This is a genomic window from Aminobacter sp. MDW-2 (assembly GCF_014250155.1).
Classification (GTDB): Bacteria; Pseudomonadota; Alphaproteobacteria; order Rhizobiales; family Rhizobiaceae; genus Aminobacter; species Aminobacter ciceronei.
In genome coordinates this window covers 1,023,709-1,047,302 of record NZ_CP060197.1, presented here as the reverse complement: position 1 = coordinate 1,047,302, position 23,594 = coordinate 1,023,709, and the positions used below count along the sequence as shown (strand labels likewise).

At 64.8% G+C, this 23,594-nt stretch carries 23 protein-coding genes; 15 read left to right on the top strand and 8 right to left on the bottom strand.

The window, feature by feature from the left end; genetic code table 11:
- The first annotated feature begins 191 nt into the window (after nt 1-191).
- Complete coding sequence (locus H5P29_RS05065) at nt 192-2,960, top strand: autotransporter outer membrane beta-barrel domain-containing protein (protein WP_182574046.1); 2,769 nt, start codon at nt 192-194, stop codon at nt 2,958-2,960.
- A gap of 142 nt (nt 2,961-3,102) precedes the next feature.
- Here H5P29_RS05065 and pepT read toward each other — a convergent pair whose 3' ends face one another.
- On the bottom strand, nt 3,103-4,356 hold the full coding sequence (pepT, locus tag H5P29_RS05060) for a peptidase T (protein WP_154386274.1): 1,254 nt from the start codon (nt 4,354-4,356) through the stop codon (nt 3,103-3,105).
- Between the two features lie 159 nt (nt 4,357-4,515).
- Nucleotides 4,516-5,376 (bottom strand): alpha/beta fold hydrolase, encoded by an 861-nt coding sequence (locus tag H5P29_RS05055; protein WP_154386309.1) that lies wholly within the window; start codon nt 5,374-5,376, stop codon nt 4,516-4,518.
- Nucleotides 5,377-5,579: 203 nt separating this feature from the next.
- Between H5P29_RS05055 and H5P29_RS05050 the strand changes: the two genes are divergently transcribed.
- Complete coding sequence (locus H5P29_RS05050) at nt 5,580-6,596, top strand: GlxA family transcriptional regulator (protein ID WP_154386273.1); 1,017 nt, start codon at nt 5,580-5,582, stop codon at nt 6,594-6,596.
- 75 nt (nt 6,597-6,671) lie between these two features.
- Nucleotides 6,672-7,346, top strand: coding sequence for a permease (locus H5P29_RS05045; RefSeq protein WP_154386272.1), 675 nt, complete (start codon nt 6,672-6,674; stop codon nt 7,344-7,346).
- A 71-nt stretch (nt 7,347-7,417) separates the two neighbouring features.
- Here H5P29_RS05045 and H5P29_RS05040 read toward each other — a convergent pair whose 3' ends face one another.
- Complete coding sequence (locus tag H5P29_RS05040) at nt 7,418-7,660, bottom strand: DUF1127 domain-containing protein (RefSeq protein ID WP_182574047.1); 243 nt, start codon at nt 7,658-7,660, stop codon at nt 7,418-7,420.
- Between the two features lie 187 nt (nt 7,661-7,847).
- Between H5P29_RS05040 and H5P29_RS05035 the strand changes: the two genes are divergently transcribed.
- The gene (locus tag H5P29_RS05035; protein ID WP_067955918.1) at nt 7,848-8,633 is read left to right on the top strand and encodes a DUF2189 domain-containing protein; all 786 of its coding nucleotides are present in this window, start codon (nt 7,848-7,850) and stop codon (nt 8,631-8,633) included.
- A 58-nt stretch (nt 8,634-8,691) separates the two neighbouring features.
- Here H5P29_RS05035 and H5P29_RS05030 read toward each other — a convergent pair whose 3' ends face one another.
- The gene (locus H5P29_RS05030) at nt 8,692-9,150 is read right to left on the bottom strand and encodes a carboxymuconolactone decarboxylase family protein (RefSeq protein WP_154386270.1); all 459 of its coding nucleotides are present in this window, start codon (nt 9,148-9,150) and stop codon (nt 8,692-8,694) included.
- Between the two features lie 127 nt (nt 9,151-9,277).
- Between H5P29_RS05030 and H5P29_RS05025 the strand changes: the two genes are divergently transcribed.
- The 4 genes from H5P29_RS05025 to H5P29_RS05010 all read left to right on the top strand — a co-directional run bounded on the left by H5P29_RS05025 (nt 9,278) and on the right by H5P29_RS05010 (nt 12,824).
- Nucleotides 9,278-10,150, top strand: coding sequence for a sigma-70 family RNA polymerase sigma factor (locus tag H5P29_RS05025; RefSeq protein ID WP_154386269.1), 873 nt, complete (start codon nt 9,278-9,280; stop codon nt 10,148-10,150).
- Between the two features lie 194 nt (nt 10,151-10,344).
- Nucleotides 10,345-11,784 (top strand): FAD-binding oxidoreductase, encoded by a 1,440-nt coding sequence (locus tag H5P29_RS05020; protein WP_154386268.1) that lies wholly within the window; start codon nt 10,345-10,347, stop codon nt 11,782-11,784.
- A gap of 183 nt (nt 11,785-11,967) precedes the next feature.
- Complete coding sequence (locus H5P29_RS05015; RefSeq protein ID WP_154386267.1) at nt 11,968-12,309, top strand: helix-turn-helix transcriptional regulator; 342 nt, start codon at nt 11,968-11,970, stop codon at nt 12,307-12,309.
- Nucleotides 12,310-12,335: 26 nt separating this feature from the next.
- The gene (locus H5P29_RS05010) at nt 12,336-12,824 is read left to right on the top strand and encodes an SRPBCC family protein (RefSeq protein ID WP_067955911.1); all 489 of its coding nucleotides are present in this window, start codon (nt 12,336-12,338) and stop codon (nt 12,822-12,824) included.
- Nucleotides 12,825-12,850: 26 nt separating this feature from the next.
- Here the strand turns inward: H5P29_RS05010 and H5P29_RS05005 are convergent, their stop codons facing one another.
- The gene (locus tag H5P29_RS05005; protein WP_246670831.1) at nt 12,851-13,156 is read right to left on the bottom strand and encodes a hypothetical protein; all 306 of its coding nucleotides are present in this window, start codon (nt 13,154-13,156) and stop codon (nt 12,851-12,853) included.
- A 78-nt stretch (nt 13,157-13,234) separates the two neighbouring features.
- A complete protein-coding gene (locus H5P29_RS05000; RefSeq protein WP_154386266.1) occupies nt 13,235-14,137 on the bottom strand; it encodes a LysR family transcriptional regulator in 903 nt (300 codons plus the stop codon).
- Nucleotides 14,138-14,274: 137 nt separating this feature from the next.
- Between H5P29_RS05000 and H5P29_RS04995 the strand changes: the two genes are divergently transcribed.
- The 7 genes from H5P29_RS04995 to H5P29_RS04965 all read left to right on the top strand — a co-directional run bounded on the left by H5P29_RS04995 (nt 14,275) and on the right by H5P29_RS04965 (nt 20,666).
- Entirely contained in the window at nt 14,275-15,456 is a 1,182-nt protein-coding gene (locus H5P29_RS04995) for an MFS transporter (RefSeq protein ID WP_154386265.1), read from the top strand.
- Nucleotides 15,457-15,550: 94 nt separating this feature from the next.
- Nucleotides 15,551-16,384, top strand: coding sequence for an aldo/keto reductase (locus H5P29_RS04990; RefSeq protein WP_154386264.1), 834 nt, complete (start codon nt 15,551-15,553; stop codon nt 16,382-16,384).
- A gap of 244 nt (nt 16,385-16,628) precedes the next feature.
- Nucleotides 16,629-17,069, top strand: a complete 441-nt coding sequence (locus H5P29_RS04985; RefSeq protein ID WP_067955901.1) for a glyoxalase superfamily protein — start codon at nt 16,629-16,631, stop codon at nt 17,067-17,069.
- A gap of 489 nt (nt 17,070-17,558) precedes the next feature.
- A complete protein-coding gene (locus H5P29_RS04980; RefSeq protein ID WP_083948362.1) occupies nt 17,559-18,326 on the top strand; it encodes an ABC transporter substrate-binding protein in 768 nt (255 codons plus the stop codon).
- Nucleotides 18,327-18,405: 79 nt separating this feature from the next.
- The gene (locus tag H5P29_RS04975) at nt 18,406-19,083 is read left to right on the top strand and encodes an amino acid ABC transporter permease (protein ID WP_067955897.1); all 678 of its coding nucleotides are present in this window, start codon (nt 18,406-18,408) and stop codon (nt 19,081-19,083) included.
- Between the two features lie 30 nt (nt 19,084-19,113).
- Nucleotides 19,114-20,244: an aminotransferase class V-fold PLP-dependent enzyme gene (locus H5P29_RS04970; RefSeq protein ID WP_154386263.1), complete on the top strand. Its 1,131-nt coding sequence runs from the start codon at nt 19,114-19,116 to the stop codon at nt 20,242-20,244.
- Nucleotides 20,245-20,309: 65 nt separating this feature from the next.
- Nucleotides 20,310-20,666, top strand: coding sequence for a potassium channel family protein (locus H5P29_RS04965; RefSeq protein ID WP_067955894.1), 357 nt, complete (start codon nt 20,310-20,312; stop codon nt 20,664-20,666).
- A gap of 12 nt (nt 20,667-20,678) precedes the next feature.
- Here the strand turns inward: H5P29_RS04965 and H5P29_RS04960 are convergent, their stop codons facing one another.
- Both H5P29_RS04960 and H5P29_RS04955 read right to left on the bottom strand, forming a co-directional pair.
- Complete coding sequence (locus H5P29_RS04960) at nt 20,679-21,866, bottom strand: chloride channel protein (RefSeq protein ID WP_185910251.1); 1,188 nt, start codon at nt 21,864-21,866, stop codon at nt 20,679-20,681.
- 32 nt (nt 21,867-21,898) lie between these two features.
- Nucleotides 21,899-23,446 (bottom strand): phospholipase D family protein, encoded by a 1,548-nt coding sequence (locus H5P29_RS04955; protein WP_246670829.1) that lies wholly within the window; start codon nt 23,444-23,446, stop codon nt 21,899-21,901.
- Nucleotides 23,447-23,594: the final 148 nt, after the last annotated feature.

Below are 23,594 nucleotides of genomic sequence, written 5' to 3'. Positions count from 1 at the left end.
ATTAAGTCTTTCTCAGATACGAGACCACTTTTCCTTGTCAAGAAACTGCAATTGGCGTCAATGTAACGAATCTCAGGCAGTGCATACAGGGAATTGGAATGAAGCAGTCTTGCGCGAACGGGGGCGCACCGGGTACCCAATCAACCAGCAAATACAAACTTCTTTCAGGCGTCTGCATTGCCGCTTTGGCAATGGGGGGAACACTTCCCGCGGCAAGGGCAGCGAACTTCGTCGCCTCGAACCAGACGGAACTCTACCAGGCGATAGCGGACGCCCAGGCGAGCCCTGATGCAGCATCGACAATCATGCTGACATCCAGTTTCCAGATCACCAGCCCGCCTCCCGCGATCGCCGGAAAGGCGATCACGATCGCCACCGGCGCCAATACGCTCTCCTACAGTTCGGCTGCGGTCTTCAACGTCGCGAGCGGCGCGAGCCTGACGCTCTCAGGCCAGATCCAGGGCACTGGCAGCCTGAACACGGGTTTGCTTTCGAAGGTCGGCGGGGGCGAACTCATCATCAACGAGGCCGCTGGCTCCGGCATTACGACAATCAGCATCAACGATGGACACACGCTCATCTCTGGCGGCAGCGACGTCACATTCGGCTCTTCCGCCGGTGGAACCGTGTCGCAATTGGATATTGCCGGCGGGGACGGCCAAGTGGCGAGCCTGACGTTGTCAGGTCAGGGCACCCGGCTGGTCGCGACAGGCACCGACCCGAATGACTTGAGCGGCGGCGCGGGAAGCCAATCGACCCTGACCATCGAGAATGGCGCCGTTTACACGACGACGGGGGGCATAAGGGTTCACACGCCAGGCTCGCAAGGCACGGCCACCATCAACGTCATGGGCGAAGGCTCGACGCTGGAAGCCGGCGGCTTCACGTCCACTAACGGCACCAGCTACATCTACGTTCGCGACGGCGGCGTGGTCGACATCACCGGCAACACCTCCTTCGGCGGCGTTGGAAACCTCAGCTTCAACACCGCACTGGTCACAGCTGAGGTGTCCGGCGAAGGATCCCGATGGGACTCGGGCTCGACGATAGCAATGTACCAGGGTTCGCTCTCGATCCTGGACGGCGGCGTCATGACCGGGACGGCCGTGAACATCTCCACCAGCCCAGGCGGCGTCCTCCCAAATTTCAGTGTCCTTGTTTCCGGGGACGGGTCGGTGCTCAACGGGACCGCGGTCACTCTCGGAACCAGGGGCAAGGGTGCCCTGACCCTTGCCGATGACGGCAGGGTGGTAGTGAACAACGGCAACTCGGCCCTTGTCGTCGGTAGCGTGCATGCCAGCAGCCACGCAGCGCTGAACATCGGCGGCGCGGTTGGCCAGGCGGCGACCGGTGCCGGAACGCTCCAGGCGTCGGCGATAACCCTCGCGGCCAGTGCCGAGATCAACTTCAACCACACCGAAACCGGCTACATTTTCGACCTGCCGATCAACGGCAGCGGCGCCATCAACCAGCTCGCCGGCCGCACCATCTTCAACGCCAACCAGACCGGCTTCAACGGGCTGACCAGTGTCCATGGCGGCATGCTCGTCGTCAACGGCGTCCTCGGCGGCATCATGGATGTGCGCGGCGGCGTCCTGGCAGGCGTGGGCTCGGTCGGAAACACCGCTAACTATGCCGGCGGCACCATTGCGCCCGGAAACAGCATCGGCACGCTGACTGTCGCCGGCAACTACACGAGCAATGGCGGCACCCTGCTGATCGAGGCCGTCCTCGGCAACGATGCCTCGCCCACCGATCTTCTCGCCATAACAGGCAACTCGATCCTCGGAACCGGTGCGACCAGAATCTTCGTCACCAATCTCGGCGGCGCCGGAGCGGAAACGACCGGCGACGGTATCAAGATTGTCGACGTGGCGGGCACATCCGCCGCCGATGCCTTCGTGCTGGCTGGTCCGGCGATCGGCGGGGCCTATCTCTACGGCCTGTTCCAGAACGGCATCGCCGATCCCACAGACGGCGACTGGTACCTGCGCATGACCGATACGCTGGCGCCGACGGTGCCGGTCTATGAGAACTATCCGATCGTCTTGCTTGGCTTGGCCGAGCTGCCGACGCTGCAGCAGCGCGTCGGCGACCGCTACTGGCCCGGGGCGAGTGAAGCGACGGATAGCGCCGGAGGTGAGGCCGGCCCGCGCAATTTCTGGACGCGGATCGAAGGCGCGCATGGCCATGTCGAGGGCGTTTCGACCACTGGCACCTCCTATGACAGCAACCGCTATCTCGTACAGGCAGGCATTGATGGCTTGTTCGCCGAAACCGGCTCAGGCAGGCTGATCGGCGGCATCAATGCGCAATATGGCCGGGTCAACGCCGACATCGGCTCCAGCCTCGGCAACGGCACCAATGCGACAGTTGCCTATGGCGGCGGCGCGACGCTGACCTGGTATGGCAGCAACGGCATCTATGTCGACGGACAGGCCTCTGTTAGCCGCCTGTCGAGCGACGTTGCCGCCGACACCGTCGGCAAGCTCGTCGACGGCAATCAAGGCCTTGGCTATGCCTTCAGCATCGAAGCCGGCCGCAAGCTGTCGGTCGGCGGCACCTGGTCGGTGACCCCGCAGGCCCAGCTTGCCTACACCTCCGTCGATTTCGACGATTTCGCCGATCCGTTCGGCGCCAAGGTGTCGCTGGTGGCCGGCGACAGCCTGAAAGGCCGGATCGGCCTGGCGCTGGACTATGACGCAGGCGGCGGCGCGAGCCGCAGCCATGTCTATGGCATCGCCAATCTTACCTACGAATTCCTGGACGGAACGGCGGTCGACGTGGCGGGTACCAAGGTCGCGTTCGAGCCCGATTCCTTCGGCGCGGAACTCGGCATTGGCGGCACCTACCGCTGGGCCGGAGGCAAATACGCCCTCTACGGCGAAGCGCTGGCTTCGACCAGTTTCGAGGGCAGCAACGGCTTCAAAGGTACGGTTGGCTTCAACACGGCGTTCTAGGTTTCAAGACCGCAAATGCCCGGCCCGCCGCTCGGCGGGCCTTTTCGTTTCACCGTCTTGAGGGCTAATCCGCAATCTGCCCAAACTGCGACGTATAAGCAGGCGATTGCAGATATTGGCGCAAAACCAACCTGGCGCCCCCTTACGCCCTTTCCTCCCACACCTTCGCCAGCTCCACGATCGTCGTCACCGCCTTTTCCATGTCTTGGCGGCTGACCCATTCCAGCGGGGAGTGGAAGGCGTGGCCGCCGGCGAAAATGTTGGGGCAGGGCAGGCCCATGAAGGACAGGCGCGAGCCGTCGGTGCCGCCGCGGATGCTGCCGCGCAACGGCTCCATGCCGGCGCGGCGGACGGCTTCGAGCGCGTTGTCGACGATCTCGGGATGGCGGTCGAGCACCACCTTCATGTTGCGGTACTGCTCCTTGACCGTGAAGCTGTAGGTCGAGCCGGGATAGGCCTTCATCACGTCCTTGACGATGTCTTCGAGCAGCTTTTCCTTGGCGACGAGGCCAGCTTCGGTGAAATCGCGCACGATCAAGCTGAGCGAGGCCTTTTCCATCGAGCCCGACAGCGCAGTGGGGTGGAGGAAGCCTTCGCGGCCCTCGGTGGTTTCGGGCGAAAGCTCCTTCGGCAGCCGGTCGACGATGGCGCCAACGATCTTGATGGCGTTTTCCATGCGGCCCTTGGCGAAGCCGGGATGGATGGCGACGCCTGAAATGGTGATGTCGACGCCGTCGGCCGAAAAGGTCTCGTCCTCGATGTGGCCAGCGGTCTCGCCATCCATGGTGTAGGCGAATTCAGCGCCGAGCTTGGCGAAATCGACCTTGTCGACGCCGCGGCCGATCTCCTCGTCGGCGGTGAACAAAAGCTTGATCGCACCATGCTTGATGTCGGGGTTGGCAACGAGGAACTGTGCCGCCGTCATGATCTCGGCGATGCCGGCCTTGTCGTCGGCACCGAGCAGCGTGGTGCCGTCTGTTGTGACGATGTCGTTGCCGATCTGGTTTTTCAGCTCGGGGTGCTCGGTGACCCGGATGACCTGCTGCGGGTCGCCGACAAGCTGGATGTCGCCGCCGGCATAGTTGCGCAGGATCTGCGGCTTGACGTTGGTGCCGGTGAAATCGGGCGCGGTGTCCATGTGCGAACAGAAGCAGATGACCGGGATCTGCTTTTCGGTATTGGCGGGCACGGTGGCGTAGACATAACCATGCTCGTCGAGATGGGCGTCGGTGAGGCCGATCGCCAACAGCTCCTCGACGAGCAGGCGGCCGAGGTTCTTCTGCTTTTCGGTCGAGGGCTGGCTCGGCGAGCTCGCATCGGACTGGGTGTCGATGACGACATAACGGAGGAAGCGATCGAGCACCGTGTCGGTGGTGGCGGTCCTTGTGTCGGTCATGGCAGGCTCCAATGCATCGAGGATGCCCTGCTATAGCCGCCCCGGCGGGTGCCGTGAACGGGTTTCGCACCTGTTGAGGCGGCTGTCCGCGCGATCGCGGCTGTCTGGCCCAAGCCGCGCCCGGCGGGGCCGGGCGCTTCAGGCAACGATGGCTGCGTCTCAGAAAGGCACCGCACTGTTGTCGACGACGGCCGGGATGACGATACCCCAGTCATCCTCGTGCAGCTCGTGGCCGCCGCCGGCGACGGCGAGATATGTAGAGCCTGGAACCGCATCGGCGATCGCCTTGCCGTGGACGACCGGGAAGATCGGGTCGGCGGTGCCATGAATGACCACAAGCGGCGCCTCCAGTCCGGGAAGCTTGCCCTTCAAGGTCTCACCGCCCTCGAGCATGAAGTGATTGGTGGCCGAAAGATATCCGCCTGAGCGGTCGTGGTCGCGCTCGATGAAGGCAAGCGTCTTCACCGCGTCATGCGCATGTGCTGTGCTTGCGATCACCCGGGCCTCGCTGGCGATGAATGCGGTCGCCTGGGCGCGGTTCGACCAGTCGACGTTTTCGCCCGTCGCGGCATGCTCCATATAGGCCGGTGTCGGCGGCGGCAGGTCGAGATCGAGGCCGATGGGCGTCGTCGACAGCAACGTCAGCGAAGCGACGCGGCTGGGCGCCGACAACGCCAGGATCTGGGCGATCATGCCGCCGAGCGACATGCCGACGACATGGGCCTTTTCGATGCCGTAGCCGTCGAGCACGGCGATGGCGTCCTTGGCCATGTCGTCCATCGAATAGGGTGGCTTGCCAGGCGGGAATTTGGTCGACACGCCGGTGTCGCGGTTGTCGTAGCGGATGACATAGCGGCCGCTGGCGGCGATGCGGCGGCAGAACTCTTCCGGCCACCACAGCATCGAGGCCATCGCCCCCATGATCAGCAGCACGGGCGGCGCCGACGGGTCGCCGAATGCCTCCGTGGCGATCTCGACGCCATTGGAACGGACGGTCTTTGTGGTGGTTTCGCTGGCCATCGCCTGACTCCCCTGGGTTGCTCCCAAAACGGCGAGCGCTGCTGCGGAGAGCAGGAAGCGGCGCCGGCTGGTCGTGTTGATGTGATCTGGCATTTCGATCTCCTCGCGCCCGCTGGGCGGCTTGGACGGACACTAGGGACGTCGAAGTCGGATCGCGAGAGCGATACTGGACAAAAACGAGGCATACGTGCCACTGATGGCACATGAAAACCCAGGCCGAACCCCTCCGCATCAGCCTGCTTGCCTTGCCGCAGACGACACCGGCGGCGGTATACGGGCTGTTCGAGGTGCTGTCGGCGGTGGGCTCGATCTGGGACCGGCTGACCGGGCAGCAGACCAGGGCGCGGCCCATCTCAGCCGAGATCGTGGCACGAAGCAAGGAGGCGTTCACCTGCGCCATCGGCACACCGATCCAGCCGCATGCGACATTCGCCGACACAGAGAATACCGACGTGGTGATCGTCACCGACCTGGCGCTGCCGCTCGAGGGTGGCGCGGCGCTCGGATGGGGCGATGAGATGGAATGGGTCCGGGCGCAGCTGTCCGCCGGCGCCACCATCTGCTCGGTGTGCACAGGCTCGATCTTCCTCGCCGAGGCGGGGTTGCTCGACGGCAAGGACGCAGCCTCGCATTGGATCGCCGCCGACATCTTCCGCGACAACTATCCCCTGGTGCGATTCCGGCCCGAGCGCATCGTCTGCGACATGGACCCTGAGGGACAGCTGATCACCACCGGCGGCGCGTCGTCCTGGGAAGACCTCGCACTGCACCTGATCGCGCGCTACAGCGGCAGGGAGGAAGCAGCGCGCATCGCAAAAGTGTTCCTGCTCGGCGACCGCAGCGACGGCCAGTTGCCTTTCGCCGCGATGGCCAAGCCCAGGCGCCACGAGGATGCGGCAATCGGCAACTGCCAGCTCTGGATCGCCGACAATTACGCCTGCGCCAATCCGGTGACGCGCATGGTCGCCGAAAGCGGTCTGCCCGAGCGCACCTTCAAGCGCCGCTTCAAGGCGGCGACCGGCTACACGCCTGTCGATTATGTGCAAAGCCTGCGTATCGAGGAGGCCAAGCAGATGCTGGAGGCCACCGCTGACGCGACGGACGAAATCGCCGAGACAGTCGGCTACGAGGATCCGGCGTTCTTCCGCCGGCTGTTCCGGCGCCATACCGGCATTACGCCGGCGCAATACCGGCAGCGGTTTCGCCTGAAGCGGTTGTAGCGGCCACCCGGCCCTTCCCTTCACCCATTCCCGCCGTCATCATGCCGCGCGGACCACTCTGCGAAGGAGCGACGCATGGACTTCATGCGACTGCTGAAATCGATCGAGGAACTGCTCTACGAGGTCGTGTCGTGGCTACTGTTTTACCCGCTGACGATGTGGCGAGCATTGCGCGACCCCGACAAGATGATGCGCTATGCCAATGTCGAGCTGTCCGACGAGGTGGACGAGCAGTACCAGGACACGATGAGCCCGCCGATGTTCCTGCTGCTGACGCTGCTGATCGTGCATGGCCTGGAGCTCGGCTTCATCAGCGATCGTTCCTGGGTGGCGCCGTCGATGCTCGCCAGCGACTCCAACCTTCTGATCTTTCGGGCCGTCGTCTTCAGCGTTTTCCCGCTGCTGATGGCGGTGAAGCTGTTGCGCTTTCGCGGCGCCCGGATCGACAGGGCAACCTTGAAGCCGCCGTTCTACAGCCAGTGTTATGTCGCGGCACCCTTCGCCCTCGGCGTCAGCCTGGCGGGCGTGGTGTGGCGCGTCCACAACAGCACCGCGAGCGTCGCGGCACTGCTGCTGTTGGTCGTTGCCATCGTCTGGTACGTGGCGGTGGAAACGCGCTGGTTTGCCCGCAATCTCGACCTTGGTCTCGGCCGCGCGCTGCTCAGCGTCGTTGTCAGCGTGCTGCAAGGCGTGGCAGCCATGCTGATCGTCGGCACGGCCATCGCCCTGACGCAGGCGCCAGGGACGTAACGCAACGGCCATCGCCGTCGCGGCATGCCCCGGCGACCGCCACCCCGCGGCGTGTTGCCCGCGACGGTTCGTTATCGCATCGATTGCAATCTGGACATGAGACCAGCCTCGACGTCGAGGCTGGGAATGGCATCAACGGCAGGGTAGCCGATGTCCTTCATCTGCTCCGGGCTGAGTGCCGCGATGATCCGCCTGCTCTGGGCACGGCGATACCACATCTCGGCTGCCGCGATACGGCGTGCAGTGGCCTGGAGGAGCCGGATCGTCAGATCCGCCGTCTGATGTCCGTGGCTGGAATGCACTGAGTAAGCCATCTCGGCCTCCCGTCTCCTGACATGACCCGGCGAGCTTGCCATGCAGGCGTGAGTCCAGCGTGTTCGACGCGTGAACGAGACGTCTAATGCGGAAACACTCCCGCTTGATCTCGATCAATGCGGGAAGTCGCGTTGCCGCGCAGATAGAGCGCTGCGGTCGGATGCAGCGCGGGGCGAGGGAGGACGAATGGCGGATATGGACACCTACGCGAGGCGACCGGCTAGGCCGCCGGAAGTGCGCGCACTGACCGTAGCCGACATCAGGCAGAGCCTGGCGGAGGGCGCCGCCGACTTCGCCCGGAGCCCGCGCATCGGGCTCGCTATTGCGCTGGTCTTCGTGGTGATCGGCTTGGCAATTACAACGTCCCTGCTGGTGCTGCACGCCCCATGGCTGATCTATCCGTTCGCGATCGGCTTCCCGCTGGTCGGGCCCTTCGCCGCCGTCGGATTCTATGAGGTAAGCCGCCAAATGGAGGCCGGGCATAAGCCAACGCTTGGACAGGTCCTCAACTTGATCTGGGCCCAGCGCCGACGCGAAGTGTCGTGGATGGCTTTCGTCATGCTGTTCGTGTTCTGGGTCTGGATGTACCAGATCAGGCTGCTGATGGCGTTGATTCTCGGCCGCATGTCCTACGCCACGCTCGACCGCTTCGCCGATCTTGTGTTGACCACCAACCAGGGCTGGATCTTCCTCGGTATCGGCCATATCGAGGGCGCGGCACTGGCGCTGGTACTGTATTCCATCACGGTCATCTCAATCCCGATACTGCTCGACCGCGAAATCGACTTCGTCACCGCCATGCTGACATCGATCCGCGCGGTGCTGGCGAGCCCGCTTGTCATGCTCGGCTGGGGCCTGGTGGTGACGGTTGCGGTGCTGGCAGCCTGCTTGCCCTTTTTTCTCGGCCTCCTGGTGGTGCTGCCGGTGCTGGGCCATGCTACCTGGCATCTTTATCGCCGCGCGGTAGTTTAGCGTACTTGTCCCTCATCCTTCGACAGGCGCAGGATGAGGGAGCGCACGACGTGGATCGTCAGTTCCAGGCAGCACCCGCGACCTGGCGGACCGCGGCGTTGAGGCGGTTCCAGACATTGATCGCCGCAATGCATAGCAGCAGCGCCGAAATCGCCTTCTCGTCGAAGTAGCGCGTCGCCTCTTCCCAGACGTCGTCCGTCACCGGGTCGGACTTGTCGGCGATGCGGGTCACGGCTTCCGTCAGCGCAAGGGCTGCGCGCTCGGCCGGCGTGAACCAGGGCGTGTCGCGCCAGGCGGCGGCGGCGAAGATGCGGTCGTCCTTCTCGCCGAGCTTCCTGAGTTCGAGCGAATGCATGTGAACACAGACGCTGCAGCCGTTGATCTGGCTGGCGCGCAAATGGACCAGCTTGCGCGTCACCTCGGGCAGGCCGTCCCTCTCGGTCGCCTTGTTGAGCGCAAACAGCGCCTGCATGGCATCGGGAAGCAGGATGGCGGGGTTGGTCATACGAGCTTGCATGTGAGTCTTCCTTGTCGGGTTCGGGTCCATTCGATCTTGACGGCGCCGGCCCCGCGACAGTCTCTGTCACATCGGCCGGGATTCGTTCGTCATGGCCTTGACGGAACAGCAGCAGGGAATGTGACCTATGAACGAAGAAATTTTTCTGGCCGAAAAATTCGCCGAGAAGCGCGGGCATCTGCGCGCCGTCGCCTACCGCATGCTAGGCGCGGCCAGCGAGGCCGAGGACGCGGTCCAGGAGACCTGGCTGCGCCTGGCGCGCACCGACACCGACGACATCGACAATCTCTCGGGATGGCTGACGACGGTGGTGGCGCGCGTCTGCCTCGACATGCTGCGCCGGCGCAAGTCGCGGCGCGAGGAGCAGCTCGACACCGAAGGGCCCGACGAAATTGCCGACGATGCCCCTGCCGTCGATCCCGAACGCGAGCTGGCGATGGCCGACGCCGTCGGCCTGGCACTGCTGGTGGTGCTGGAGAAATTGGCACCGGCCGAGCGCATCGCCTTTGTGCTGCACGACATGTTCGACCTGTCCTTCGATGACATCGCCCCCGTCGTCGAGCGGACGCCGGTCGCGGCGCGGCAGCTGGCGAGCCGGGCCCGGCGCCGGGTCCAGGGCAGCGACGAGGCGCGCGCGCCCGACCGGACGCGTCAGCGGCAGGTTGTCGACGCGTTTCTCGCGGCATCGCGCGGCGGCGATTTCGCCGGCTTGCTTGCCGTGCTCGATCCCGACGTCGTGTTCCGCGCCGATGCCGTCGCCGCACATCTCGGTGCCGTTGCCGAACTGCGCGGCGCGCAGGCCGTGGCGCAAAGCTTCAAGGGCCGGGCGCAGGGCGCGCTGCCGGCGCTTGTCGACGGCGCGATCGGCCTGTTGGTCGCCCCGATGGGCAAGCTCCGTGTCGTGCTGATGCTCAGGCTCAACGGCGACAGGATCGTCGGCATCGACGCCGTCGCCGATCCGGAGCGGCTGGCACAGCTGAATCTGGCTTTGCTCGACTAGTCAGTAGAACCCTGCCTTCCAAAGATCGGTGGGCCGAGCGTGCCACAAGGCGCGCAGCCGATGCCGACGATCCGCCAAAACCCATCACTTTCCCGCAACATGGGCACTCTTGCCTTGCTGCCGCCGGATCGCGGGCGCAGAATTACGGGGCACGGCGGATGAGGAGGCCTTTTCTCTGAGCGGAGGAAAGCTCCATGAACGACCTGAACCTCACGACCCTTGACGGCGGGCTGGCAATGGTGAGCGCGCCTGTCCTCGATGCTTTCGCAGCAAGCCTGCGCGGCCAAGTGCTGAATGCCGGCGATGCCGGCTATGACGAGGCGCGTACGGTCTGGAACGCCATGATCGACCGTCGCCCCGGCCTTGTCGTGCGCTGCGTCGGCGCCAGCGACGTTATCGCCGCAGTCAAGTTCGCGCGCGACAACAAGCTGCTCGTCTCGGTACGCGGCGGCGGCCACAACATCGCCGGCAGCGCCGTGTGCGACGGCGGCATGATGATCGACCTGTCGCAGATGAGGTCGGTTCGCGTCGACAGGGTGGCGCGGCGAGCCTGGGTCGAGCCGGGTGCCATCCTCGCCGACGTCGACAAGGAAACGCAGGCGTTCGGCCTTGCGGTGCCGACCGGCATCAACTCGACGACGGGCATTTCAGGGCTAACGCTGGGCGGCGGCTTCGGCTGGACGACACGCAAGCTCGGCCTGACCATCGACAATCTGCTGTCGGCCGACGTGGTGACTGCGGATGGCGAGCTTGTGCGGGCGAGCACCGCCGAGCATCCCGACCTGTTCTGGGCGATACGCGGCGGCGGCGGCAATTTCGGCGTCGTCACCGCCTTCGAGTTCAAGCTGCATAAGCTCGGCCCGCAGGTGCTGTCGGGGCTGGTCGTGCACCCATTCGACGAGGCCAAGTCGGTGCTACGGCAATATCGCGAAGCGCTCGAGGACGCGCCCGACGAGCTGACCTGCTGGACTGTGATGCGGCAGGCGCCGCCGCTGCCGTTCCTGCCGGCGCAATGGCACGGCAAGGAGGTGCTGGTGCTGGCGATGTGCTGGTGCGGCGAGCTCGAGGCCGGCGAGAAGGCGACCGCTGCCTTGCGCGGCATCGGCCAGCCAATCGTCGACGTCGTCGGGCCGAACCCGTTCGCCGGATGGCAGATGGCGTTCGATCCGCTGCTTGCGCCCGGCGCGCGCAACTACTGGAAGAGCCACGACTTCATCGATCTGGAAGATACCACCATCGACATGCTCGACAGCGCGATCCGTGCCTTGCCGGGGCCGGAATGCGAAATCTTCGTCGGCCATGTCGGCGGCGCTGCCGGGCGGGTGGCGACCGATGCGACGGCATTTCCGCAGCGCAATTCGCACTTCGTCATGAACGTGCATGCGCGCTGGCGCGAAGCGTCGATGGACAAGGCCTGCATCGGCTGGGCCCGCAACATCTATGAAGCGACGCGGCCGCAGGCTGTCGGCACCGCCTACATCAACTTCATGCCGGCTGATGAGGCCGATCGTGTCGAGGCGGCTTATGGCGCCAACTACACCAGGCTGCTCGAAGTGAAGCGCAAATACGACCCCGACAACATGTTCCGCATGAACCAGAACGTTCACGCCAAGAAGACGCGCAAGGCGGCGTGACGCGTTTCTGTCGGCGGTGCTGAGAGCCCACGTCACGGACGTGCTCGACGAGGCCCCCACGCTGGATCCCTCCCCAAGAAAGGGGAGGGATAGGTCGGCGTTGCGCCTGCCTTTTCTCGGCCAAGCTTGACGGGCTCTCTCATTCTATATAACCCTTCAGTTATAGAATGAGAGAGCAGCGCCATGACCCCGTCCGAACGCCTTGACGCGACCTTTACCGCACTGGCCGATCCGACACGGCGGGCGATCCTGGCGCGACTGATGAGGGGCGAGGTTTCGGTGATGGAGCTGGCCGAACCCTTTGCCATGAGCCAGCCGGCGATTTCAAAACATCTCAAAGTGCTGGAGCGCGCCGGGCTGATCTCGCGCGGCCGCGACGCCCAGCGCAGGCCTTGCCGCATCGAGGGCGAGGCGCTGGCAGAAGTGACCGGGTGGCTCGATGAGTACCGAAAGGTCTGGGAGGGCAACTACAAGCGTCTCGACGCGCTGCTCGCTGATCTGCAGGCGAACCAGGGCAAAGCCTGAAGCGGAAGCGAGGAGAAGAAACGACGATGAGCCACAGACTGGAAGTGACGACGCCGAGCGACCGTGAGATCGCCATGACGCGTGTGTTCGACGCGCCGCGCGAGTTGGTGTTCGACTGCTGGACGATTCCCGCGTTGCTGAAACGCTGGATGACGGGACCGGACGGCTGGTCGTTTGCCGTCTGCGAGATCGACCTCAGCGTCGGCGGCACGTATCGCTTCGTCTGGCGCCATGACGACGGCCGCGACATGGGCATGACCGGGACCTATCGCGAGATCGCCCGGCCGGAAAGAATCGTCAGCGTCGAGCTGTTCGACATGGACTGGACCGACGGCGAGGCGCGCTCGACCCTGGTGCTGACCGAAAGGGACGGCCGCACCATTTCGGTCAACACCGTGCTCTACAGCTCCCGCGAGGCCAGGGACGGCGCGATCGCCATCGGCATGGCCAGGGGCGTCGAGGCCGGATACGACAGGCTCGACGGGGTGCTGGCCGAGCAAGTGGCAGCGCGATAGCTCGGGGGCTGACGGGCGACGGTCGCTCAGCGGCAGACCCGGCGATAGATGTTGCCGTAGAGCTCGATCTGGCAGTTCGACTTCATCACCGGAATTTCGGGCCGCTGCATCTGCGGTATCACGATCTGGCGGTCCTGCTCACGCAGCCGCTGCTGCTCGGCCTGGAAATCGGCGCGGCCCTGCCGGCTTTGCAGGATCTGCAGCTCGTTGATGCGCCCTTCGCGGGCAAGCTGGTTTTGGTCGGGCTGGCCGGGCAGGTCGATGGCATGCGCCTGCATTGCGCCGGCAAGCAGAATGCCGGCCACCATCAGAGCCCGTTTCGATCTCGCCATCTTCGCCACCAGCACATTTTCCACGCGAAACAACCGCGCCTCACGAAGGTAGTGCGCCTATCCGCCGAAACAATGGCATTAGCCTGTGCGCGACTTATCGGCGAGGAAATCGATGAAAGCGCGGATGCGCGCGGCAAGGTGACCATGGCCGGCGAAAACGGCGTGGATCATCTCTATGTCCTCGGGGTTGTAAGCTTCGAGCACCGGCACTAGCGTGCCGGCGTCGATGTCGGCCTGGACCTGGAAGCGGCCGCTGCGGATCAGGCCGACGCCGTCGAGGCAGAGCCGGCGCAGGCTTGGGCCGTTATTGGCAAGCAGGTTGCCGCCGATGCGCTGTGCGAAGGTCTCACCGGTTGCCGGGTCGCGAAACATCCATTCGTCGCGGTTGCGCAGGAAGTTGAAGCGCAGGCAGTTGTGGCCAACCAGATCGGCCGGTCTTTCCGGCACGCCATGCCTTTCCAGATAGGCAGGCGAGGCAACGACGACGCGGCGGATTTCCAGAATCTTGCGCGCCTTCAGCGATGAATCGCGCAGCTTGCCGGACCGGATCGCGACGTCGGCGCGCTCTTCGTAGAGGTCGATGACGCTGTCGGTCAGCGACAGGTCGAGTTCGACCTCGGGATAAAGCGCCAGAAACGCGGCGATGTGGGGCACGACGTGGCTGGCGCCGAAAGCGACCGAGGCGCTGACCCTGAGCAGGCCGCGCGGCACCGCGTTGGCGCCTCCGGCGACGATACGTTCGGCCTCCTCGATCTCGCCGAGGATGCGGGCGGCGCGCTCGAGATAGACTTCACCTTCCGGGGTGAGCTGCAGGCTCCGCGTCGAACGCACGACTAGGCGGGTGCCCAGCCTGTCCTCGATGCGCGTGATCAGCTTGCTGACCGCCGAAGGCGACAGGCCGAGCTGCCGGCCGGCGGCGGAGAAGCTCTTCAGCGAGACGGCCCGGACGAAGACCTCCATCTCACCGGCGCGATTGTCCATGACTGGCCTCTTGTGAATCAAATTCACAAGTATTCGTCCATCATCGCGCATTATTGCGCAAGTGCCCTTGCCCCATATGCAGCCCACGGATCAACCGCGGCGCAGGCCGCCCATTCAACTCGGGAACGGTGCACGACATGCCCCTAGCCATCTTCGCGCTCACCATCGCCGCCTATGCGATCGGCACGACCGAATTCGTCATCGTCGGGCTGTTGCCGACGGTGGCCCAGGATCTTCACATCACTCTGCCGCTCGCCGGCCTGATCGTCAGCGTCTACGCGCTGGGCGTCACTTTCGGCGCGCCAGTGCTGACGGCGCTTACCGGCCGGATCGAACGCAAGCCCCTGCTGCTCGGGCTGATGGCGCTGTTCGTCGTCGGCAACACGGCAGCGGCGCTGAGCCCCAGCTACGAGCTGTTGCTTGTCGCGCGCGTGCTGTCGGCCTTTGCCCATGGCGTGTTCTTCTCGGTGGGCGCCACCATTGCCGCCGATCTGGTGCCGGAAAACCGCCGCGCCTCGGCGATCGCCATGATGTTCATGGGCCTGACGGTGGCGATCGTCACCGGTGTGCCGCTCGGCACTTTCATCGGCCAGACCTTCGGCTGGCGCGCCACCTTCTGGGGCGTCTCGCTGCTCGGCGTCATCGCCTTCGTCTCCATCGCTGCCCTGCTGCCCTCGACCCTCAACAAGGCCGCACCGTCCAGCCTGCTCGACCAGGTCCGCGTGCTCGGTTCCGGCCGGCTGCTGCTGGTGTTTGCGATGACCGCGCTCGGTTATGGCGGCACCTTCGTCACCTTCACCTATCTCGCCTCGATCCTCGAACAGATCACCGGCTTCCAGGCTTCGAGCGTCAGCCTGATCCTGGTGCTCTACGGTCTCGCCATCGCCATCGGCAACATTGCCGGTGGACGCATCGCCGACCGCAACCCGGTCAAGGCGCTGACGGTGCTGTTTGCATTGCAGGCTATGGTGCTGGTGCTGTTTTCCTTCACCGCGCTTTCGCCCGTGTGGACGCTGGCAACGCTGGCAGCACTCGGCTTCCTGTCTTTTGCCAATGTGCCGGGCCTGCAGCTCTACGTCGTGCAACTGGCCAAGGAGCATCGCCCGGGCGCCGTCGACGTCGCCTCGGCGCTCAACATCGCCTCTTTCAATCTCGGCATCGCACTGGGCGCCTGGATCGGCGGCTTGGTTGTCGCCTCGCCGCTCGGCCTTGGCGCCACGCCATGGGTGGGTGCTGTGCTGGTGGCCGGTGCCTTCGTGCTGACGGTATGGAGTGGCGTGCTCGACCGGCGCCAGGAACCGCTGTGCCAACCGGCTTAAGTTGATTGACCGGTTTCAGTGCCGACCTACCTAAGGGGCGGAGCCATCCGTCCGAATTTCCCACCGCCCCCAATTTCCTCTCAAGGAGAACATCATGAAATTCGTTACCGCCAATGGCGCGACAATCCCTGCCCTGGGCTTCGGCACCTTCCGCATGCCCGGCGCAGAAGTCCTCGAAGTGGTGCCTGAAGCGATCCGCAAGGGCTTTCGCCACATCGACACCGCCCAGATCTATGGCAACGAGGCCGAAGTCGGCCAGGCTATCGCCGCCTCGGGCGTGGCACGTTCGGACATCTTCCTGACCACCAAGGTCTGGGTCGACAAGTACCAGCGCGATGCCTTCGTCAGATCGGTCGACGACAGCCTGAAGAAGCTCCGCACCGACAATGTCGACCTGCTGCTGCTGCATTGGCCGAACGACGCGGTGCCGCTGGCCGAGCAGATCGGCGTGCTGAACGAGGTGAAAAAGGCCGGCAAGGTACGCCATATCGGCGTCAGCAACTTCAACACCACACTGATGGCCGAGGCAGTGAAGCTGAGTGACGCCAAGCTGGTGACCAACCAGGTCGAATACCACCCCTATCTTGACCAGACCGCGGTGCTCCAAGCCGCGCGCAAGGCCGGCATGTCGGTCACCGCCTACTACGCCATGGCCGACGGCAAGGTGATCTCCGATCCCGTGCTGAAAGCGATCGGCGCCAGCCACGGCAAGACTGCAGCTCAGGTGGTGCTGCGCTGGCTGGTGCAGCAGGACAGCGTCGTGACACTGACCAAGACGTCGACGCTGTCGCGCCTGCCCCAGAATTTCGCCATCTTCGATTTCGACCTGTCGGCGGACGAGATGGCGGCGATCCATGCCCTGGCCACACCTGGCGGGCGCATCGTCAGTCCCGGCGGGCTGGCCCCAGTGTGGGACAAAGCCGCCTGAACAGGGGCCGCCTGAACAGGGGCCGCCTGACCTCCGGCCTCCGGCCGCGCCCTCATTGACGGCGCGCCTTGTACTTCCTATCTGAGGGCGGTCAAGGGCGGGGAGCCCCTGCCGCCCGCAGCCGCAAGGCCCCGGTGAAGCTTCCCTTCATAAATTTCGTTTCCCTGTCGATGCGACGGCCGAAGCGGCAATGCGGGCTCCCGACTTTCACCACGCCGTTCGCGCATCGCGAAGGAGCGAAACCATGACCACAGGTCCCGACTACAAAACCAATGCCCGCAGGCTGCGCGACGCGCTGGCCAGCGAAGGCATCGCCATCAGCCACGCCAAGGCGCTTGAACTCGTCGCCCGTCAGGAAGGCGTGCGCGACTGGAACACACTGGCCGCGCGTCCCAAGGACACCAGGGCCGAAGAGACCCCGGGCGGCGTCCCCTTCGCCGTCGGCGAGACGGTGTCGGGCACCTTTAACGGCAACCCGGCGAAGGGACGCGTCATCGGCCTAGAGGAGACGATCAAGCCGGATCTCTGGCGTGTCACCGTCGCCTTCAATCCGCCGGTGGACGTGTCGACGTCGAAGCTGTTTTCGTCGGAGCGACGCCGCATCCAGATGGTCGTCGGCGCCGACGGTCGTTCGCGTCGGTTGACCGGCACCGAAACAGGCGTGATGGCGCTCAGCCGCGCCTGACCTCATTACCCTCTCCGCACTCAAGCGGCCGTGGATCGTCGACACGATCCGCGGCCGTTTTCGTTTGCGTCGGCGCGTCGATCGCCGACCAGGATCAACGCTGAGTCACCTCGGGCACCCTGAGAACAACTATCTGGACAAATTTAAATGCAAATGCAAATATCTTGCTGAGGAGGACGGAGGAGGCACAAGGGTAGGATCGAGATTTCGCGCTCGCGCATCGGCAACGATGGCGTACACGGAACACTTGCCCGAAACCCTCGTACGCGAACGAAGCAAAGCACGGATCGCCAGATTCAGAGGCAGCCAACATGGCCAGCCACGGAAAGTGCGGTGGTGCCGGCGGCGGACAGAACCCGTCGCTCGCCATATGCCCATGCATACTTACAGGCTTGAAGCAGCGACATGTGACTGGCGACTGGATCGCCTGTCAGCGTCGATCGATCAAAGGGAGGAAGAAAATTGGCATTCTCTAAACTAGCGGCCGGCATGGCCATGGCATTTGCCCTCGCGCTCTCGGCACCGGCCAGCGCCCAGGAAAAGCTCGTCGTCGGCGCCTACCCGGCCAATCCGCCATGGGAGTTCAAGACCGAAAGCGGCAGCTTCGAGGGCTTCGAGATCGATGTCGCGACAGAGGTCGCCAAGCGCCTGGGGCGTCCGGTCGAATTCCAGGACATGGGTTTCCAGGCGCTCTTCGCCGCCTCCAGCTCGGGCCGCATCGACTTCGCCGTGTCATCGATCTCGGTCAATAACGAGCGCCTGCAGAACCAGTCCTTCACCCAGCCCTATTATGACGGCGACGGCACGGTCATCGGCCGCGAAGCGTCCGACATCACCGGCCTAGACGGGCTGAAGGGCAAGGTCATCGGCGTCGTCGCCGGCACGACGGGCGAAGCCTGGGCCAAGGAAAACACCGAGAAACTCGGCCTCGCCGAAGTACGCAGCTACAACGCCCAGCAGGACCTTCTGCTCGACATCCAGGCCCAGCGCGTCGATGGCGGTGCCGGTGAACTCGCCGGCTTCCAGTATGCCATGACCAAGACGCCGGGCTTCAAGGTGCTGGTGCGCATTCCGACCGGCGAGCGCTTCGCCATGATGGCGCGCAAGGACCATCCTGCCATCGTCGCCGCCAACGACGCCGTCTCGGCGATGAAGGCCGACGGCACGATGGCCGCGATCCACAAGAAGTGGTTCGGCGTCGAACCGGACGCGGGCACCAGCACGACAACCTCGATGCCGCTGCCCAAGGCCGAGTGAGCCGACGGCTCGACCCGCAAACCGTTGAAACGACGCTGCGGCCCCCCAAGGCCGCGGCGTCCCGCGCCCGGACCTCGCCATGGACCTGATCACCACCTTCTTCAACTGGGACATACTGGTCCGCAGTTTTCCGATGCTCATGCGGGGTGTCGGCAACACCATTCTTCTCGGCGTCGCCAGCATCGTCTTCGGCGGCGCGGCCGGGCTGCTCGTCTGCCTGATGCGGCTCTACGGGCCGAAGCCAGTGCGCTACGTCGCCATCGCTTATGTCGATTTCCTCAGGGCGATGCCCATCCTGGTGCTGCTGATCCTGATCTATTACGCGCTGCCCTTCGTCGGCATCCGCTTCTCGTCTTTCACCGCAGCGACGCTGGCACTGTCGCTGGTGCTCTCGGCGTTTACCGCGGAGGTCTGCCGCGCCGGCATCGAAAACGTGCCGAAGGGCCAGTTTGAGGCGGCCTCTGCGCTGGGCATCGGCTTTTGGACGACGATGCGCACGGTGATCCTGCCGCAGGCGCTGCGTGTCATCATCCCGCCGCTGACCAGCAACTGCGTCTCGATCTTCAAGGACACGGCGCTCGCCTCGGTCGTCGCCATGCCCGACCTGTTGAAGCAGGCGACGGACGCACAGGCGCTGATGGCCAACCCGACCCCGCTGATCGGTGCTGCAGCACTCTATCTCGTCTTCCTGCTGCCGCTGGTCAGGCTGGTGAGCTTCCTCGAGGAACGCGGCAAGCGCCAGATGACGGCGCGCTGAGCCCGCGAAAGCAAAACGGAAATCCGCACCATGACAACGCCAGACGGCTCCGCCTACTTCCTCTACCATTCGATCGGCATGTATCCCGGCAAGGCCGAAGCCATGACGGCTGGGTTGTCCGAATTCGCCGCCAGCTGGGGCGCCTTCGACGACGGTCAGTGGATGCGGGCGCTCGGCAAGCGCCAGCGCTTCATCGACCTCTGGAGCGATCTGATCGGAGCGCCGAAGGGAACGCTGACCTCGGCTGAGAACGTCACCACCGCGCTCTACAGCCTGATCGGAGCGCTTTCAGCCCATCATCTTGCCGGTCGCCGCGTGCTGGTGACGGCAGACTGCTTTCCGAGCCTGCATTTCTTGCTCGCCGGTCTTGCGCCGCGCTTCGGCTTCACGCTCGACACCGTGCCAATGCGGGACGGCGAAAGCTGGGTGCAGGACGACGACGTCATCGCGTCATGGGGCGCGGACGTCGGCCTGGCGCTCCTGACGCAGGTGACCTCGACTTCTTCGCACCGCTGCGACCTCGACCGGTTTGTGGCCCATGGCCGAGAGATGGGCAGCCTCGTCGGCGTCGACATCACCCAGGGCGTCGGGCTGATCCCGTTCAACGTCGACGCACCGGCGGTCGATTTCACCCTGTCGACGAGCCTCAAATGGCTCTGCGGCACGCCAGGCGCCGGCATCATCCATGTCGCAGAGCCCTTGCTCAGGGAATGCCGGCCCGAACTGCGCGGCTGGTTCAGCCAGGACAACATCTTCTCCTGGGATCTCGACGCCTTCGCCTATGCGCCGGATGCCCGTCGCTTCGACCACGGTACGCCGTCGGCACTGGCCTGCATCGGCTCGGTGCCGGCGCTGGAATGGCACGCGGCGCAGGACAAGACAGCACTGCTCGCGCACAACCGCAAGCTCGGCGCCGCGATCATCGCCAAGGCCGACGAGATGGGCCTGACGCTTGCCAGCCCGCGCGACGAAACGCGGCGCGGCGGCAGCATCATGCTGCGCCTGCCCGAGCAAACCGACACGGCGACGATCGTCAACGGCCTGCGCGAACATGGTGTTTTCACCGATTGCCGTGGCCGCATCCTGCGCCTGTCGCCCGGCACCGTCACGACGGAAGCTGGTATCGCGCGGCTGTTCGCCGGGCTGGACGCGCTGTTGTAGTCGGCCGACGCACTGGACGGGAGCCGGCCGGCTTGCTTTGATGCCCGCTTGGGCGGAGGCAAGCGATGGACCAGCACCCCAAGAAGCACCACGCCGGATGGCATCTGACCTCGCTTGCACGTGGCATGCGCGATGCGTTCGCCGATCCGCAGGTCCGCACCCTGCTGGTCGTCACCTCGACACTCGTCGCCGTTGCGTCCGTCGTCTACGTCTGGATCGAAGGCTGGAGCTATCTGGACGCGATCTACTTCTCGGTCATGACGCTGGCTACCGTCGGTTATGGCGATCTTGCGCCGCACACGGCACTCGGCAAGCTCTTCACCATCTTCTTCGCTCTGGTCGGCATCGGCCTGTTTGTCGTGCTGTGCTCATCCGTCGCCAAGCAGATCATCTTTCGCGTCACGGACGACGAAAACGAATAGAACGCGACAGCGTCAGTGAGCCACCGGTTTCGGCGCCAGCATGCCGCCGGCATAGCCGAACAGCGCGCCGACGCAGAGCGGCCCGAACAGCGCCGGGTCGACGATGAACAGCATGATCAGCACCGCCGCGATCGGTCGGCCGAGGCCCGCCGCGGTGGCGGCTCCCATGCCCGCCGCGATCGCCACCGACACCTCCATGCCGGGTATCACGGCAAGCGCTGCCGCCCCTGCGGCGGCACCGGCGAAAATGAGCGGGAACATTGCCCCGCCGAGCCAGCCGGTCGACAGGCAGATGCTCAGTGCCAGCACCTTGAGCACACCAAGTAGGAGCAACACCGCCATGCCGACGCCGCCCGCCCAGGCCAGCATCGGCTCGATTTCATGGTGTCCTGAAAACCTGAGGATCGGGAACGCCATGGCGAGCAGGCCGAACATGGCTCCGCCGATGACCGGCTGCCAGAAGGGCCAGGGCGCGCGGATCTCGACCGCGCGCTTGAGCATCGGATGCAGGAACAGGAAGGCCATGCCGATGGCGGCGCCGAGGATCGCCGGAACGATTGCCATCAACAGGTCGGTACCGTCGCCTGCAGGCGCATAGGCCGGCAGCGCGAGGCGGTGCAGACCGCCGTCGAACAGCAGACGGCCGGCAAGCAGGAAGCCGAGCAGGCCGCAAAGGGCGGCGAGCAGGAGCAGGGCGCGCGGTGCCTGTGGCTTGTCGTCGGCGTAGGCAGCTCCGCCAAGAGGCGAGCCGAACAGGCCAGAGAGCGCGCCGGAGACACCTGCCTCGCCGATCACACGCTGGTCGGCATGGCTGCGGCCAAGCACGATGGCAATTGCCGCGGTCATTTCGGCAACCACGGCCAGCAGCCCGGCCTCCGGCCCGATGGCGCCACCGAAGCCGACCGCGACGATTGCCGCAAGCGCGATGAACAGTGCCTTGCGCCTGTGCAGATGGACCGGATCCTGCGCTTCGGCGATCTGCTGGTCGAGGTCGGGGCTGGGGCCGTGCAGCCGGGTCAGGCCGATCAGCGCACCACCGGCGACAGTCACCAGCGGAATGTACCAGATGGCATCGCTGATCGACCAGACCGCATGGCTGACCTGCTGCATCAGCCACAGCGTCAGCGCCGCTGATATGCCGGCGAGCAGGCCGACACCGGCGGCCAGCAGCACCAACCTGATCACCTGCCGATTGCTCATGCCTGGCCCCTCTCCGTCATATGCGGTCCTTGCTAAAGAAGCCATTCGATCGGCAGCCAGCCGAACACCGTCACCATAAGCCGTTTGAGCGCCGAGGCGTTCGGTTCGTCGTGGACGGTGACAACGGGCTTGCCGGGTTCGTTCTTCGACCATTGCATGCCGTCATCCGGGCCAAGCGAGACCCTGTAGGATCCCTCGGCGACTTTGGTATCAAAACCTTGCGACATCGCCTTGGCGATGGTCGGGCTGCCGATCAGGAAGCCCATCTCGCAATTGAGCAGGGCCGAGCGCGGGTCGAAATTGAACGAGCCGATGAAGACCCGGTCGCCATCGGCGGCGAAGGTCTTGGCGTGCAGGCTGGAGCCGGAGGAACCTGTGAGGTTGAGTTCCTCTTCGCCCCGGACGGCATCGGCCATCGGCTTGAGCTCGAACAGCTCGATGCCGTCTTCCAGCATCTCACGGCGATATTTCGAATAGCCGGCATGGACCATCGCAACATCCGTGGTCTCGAGCGCATTGGTCAGGATCCGCACCTTGGCACCGCCCTTCACCAGATCGGCGAAGTAGTCGACGCCAGGTTTGCCCGGCACGAAATAGGCGGAAACCAGGTCGAGGCCCTGCCGCACCGGCCCGACCACCTGGGCAAGCCGGCTGATCATCAGCTGGTCCTTGCTTGCCTTGCCTTCTCCCTTGATCGGGTCGTCGACCACCAGCTTGACGTCGACCCATTCGAGGCCAAGCCCACCGCTGCGCAACCTGTTGTAGGCCGGCGCATCCGGCCGGACGAAATCGGCTGCGGCAGGGCGCTTCGCAGCCTCGTCGGTGCCCTGGACGAACGCCTCCAGCGTGCCGGCGGACGGATCGACGATCTTGTCGGCGGCAAACACAGACGCGCTGTTCCAGTAGAGGTCGAAAGCCGTCGACGTGTCCTGGACCACGGCACCGGCGCCCAGCACGTCAAGGTCGAGATAATAGGTGCCGTCGCCGACCTTGAAATACTCGTCGCCGATGTTGCGCCCACCGACGATGGCGGCGAGGCCGTCGACGATGAACGACTTGTTGTGCATGCGCCGGTTCATGCGGAAGAAGTCGATGGAATAGCCAAGCAGCTTGGGCGAGCGGATCATCGAGGGATTGAACAGGCGGATGTCGAAATTGGGCTGCGCGTCGAGGGCTGCCACTGTCGGGTCGAGGCCAGGAATGCCGTTGTCGTCGAGCAGCAACCTGATGCGGACGCCGCGCTTTGACGCCTCATAGAGCGCCCGGAGCAGCAGCCGGCCGGAGGTGTCGTCGTGCCAGATGTAGTACTGCACGTCGATCGAACGCTGAGCGATGCCGGCGAGGAACAGCCGGCTGGCAATGGCGTCGTGACCGGCGGCGATCGGCACGACGCCGCTCTTGCCGGGATTTTCGGCGCTGCCTTGCGCGACCATCGCGGCAAGTGCGCCCTCGGTGACTGGCGGCAGGGCCGTCTCGACGGGCCTGTCCTTGATCGACGGCAACGGGAAGATCATACGGGCAACAAGGATGGCTACGGCTGCAGCCAGGAGCAGGACAAGGACTGCCTTGATCATTCTCATTCGGCCAGTCCCTCGCCTGGTAGCAGGATCATGCGCGCATCACACAGACATCCCCGCCAGTTAAAGCGCGCGCATGCACCCGATGACAAGCCGCGGTTGCAATGAAGCGGCATGACAGGCCGCGCAAACGGGATTCGTCACAGGGCGA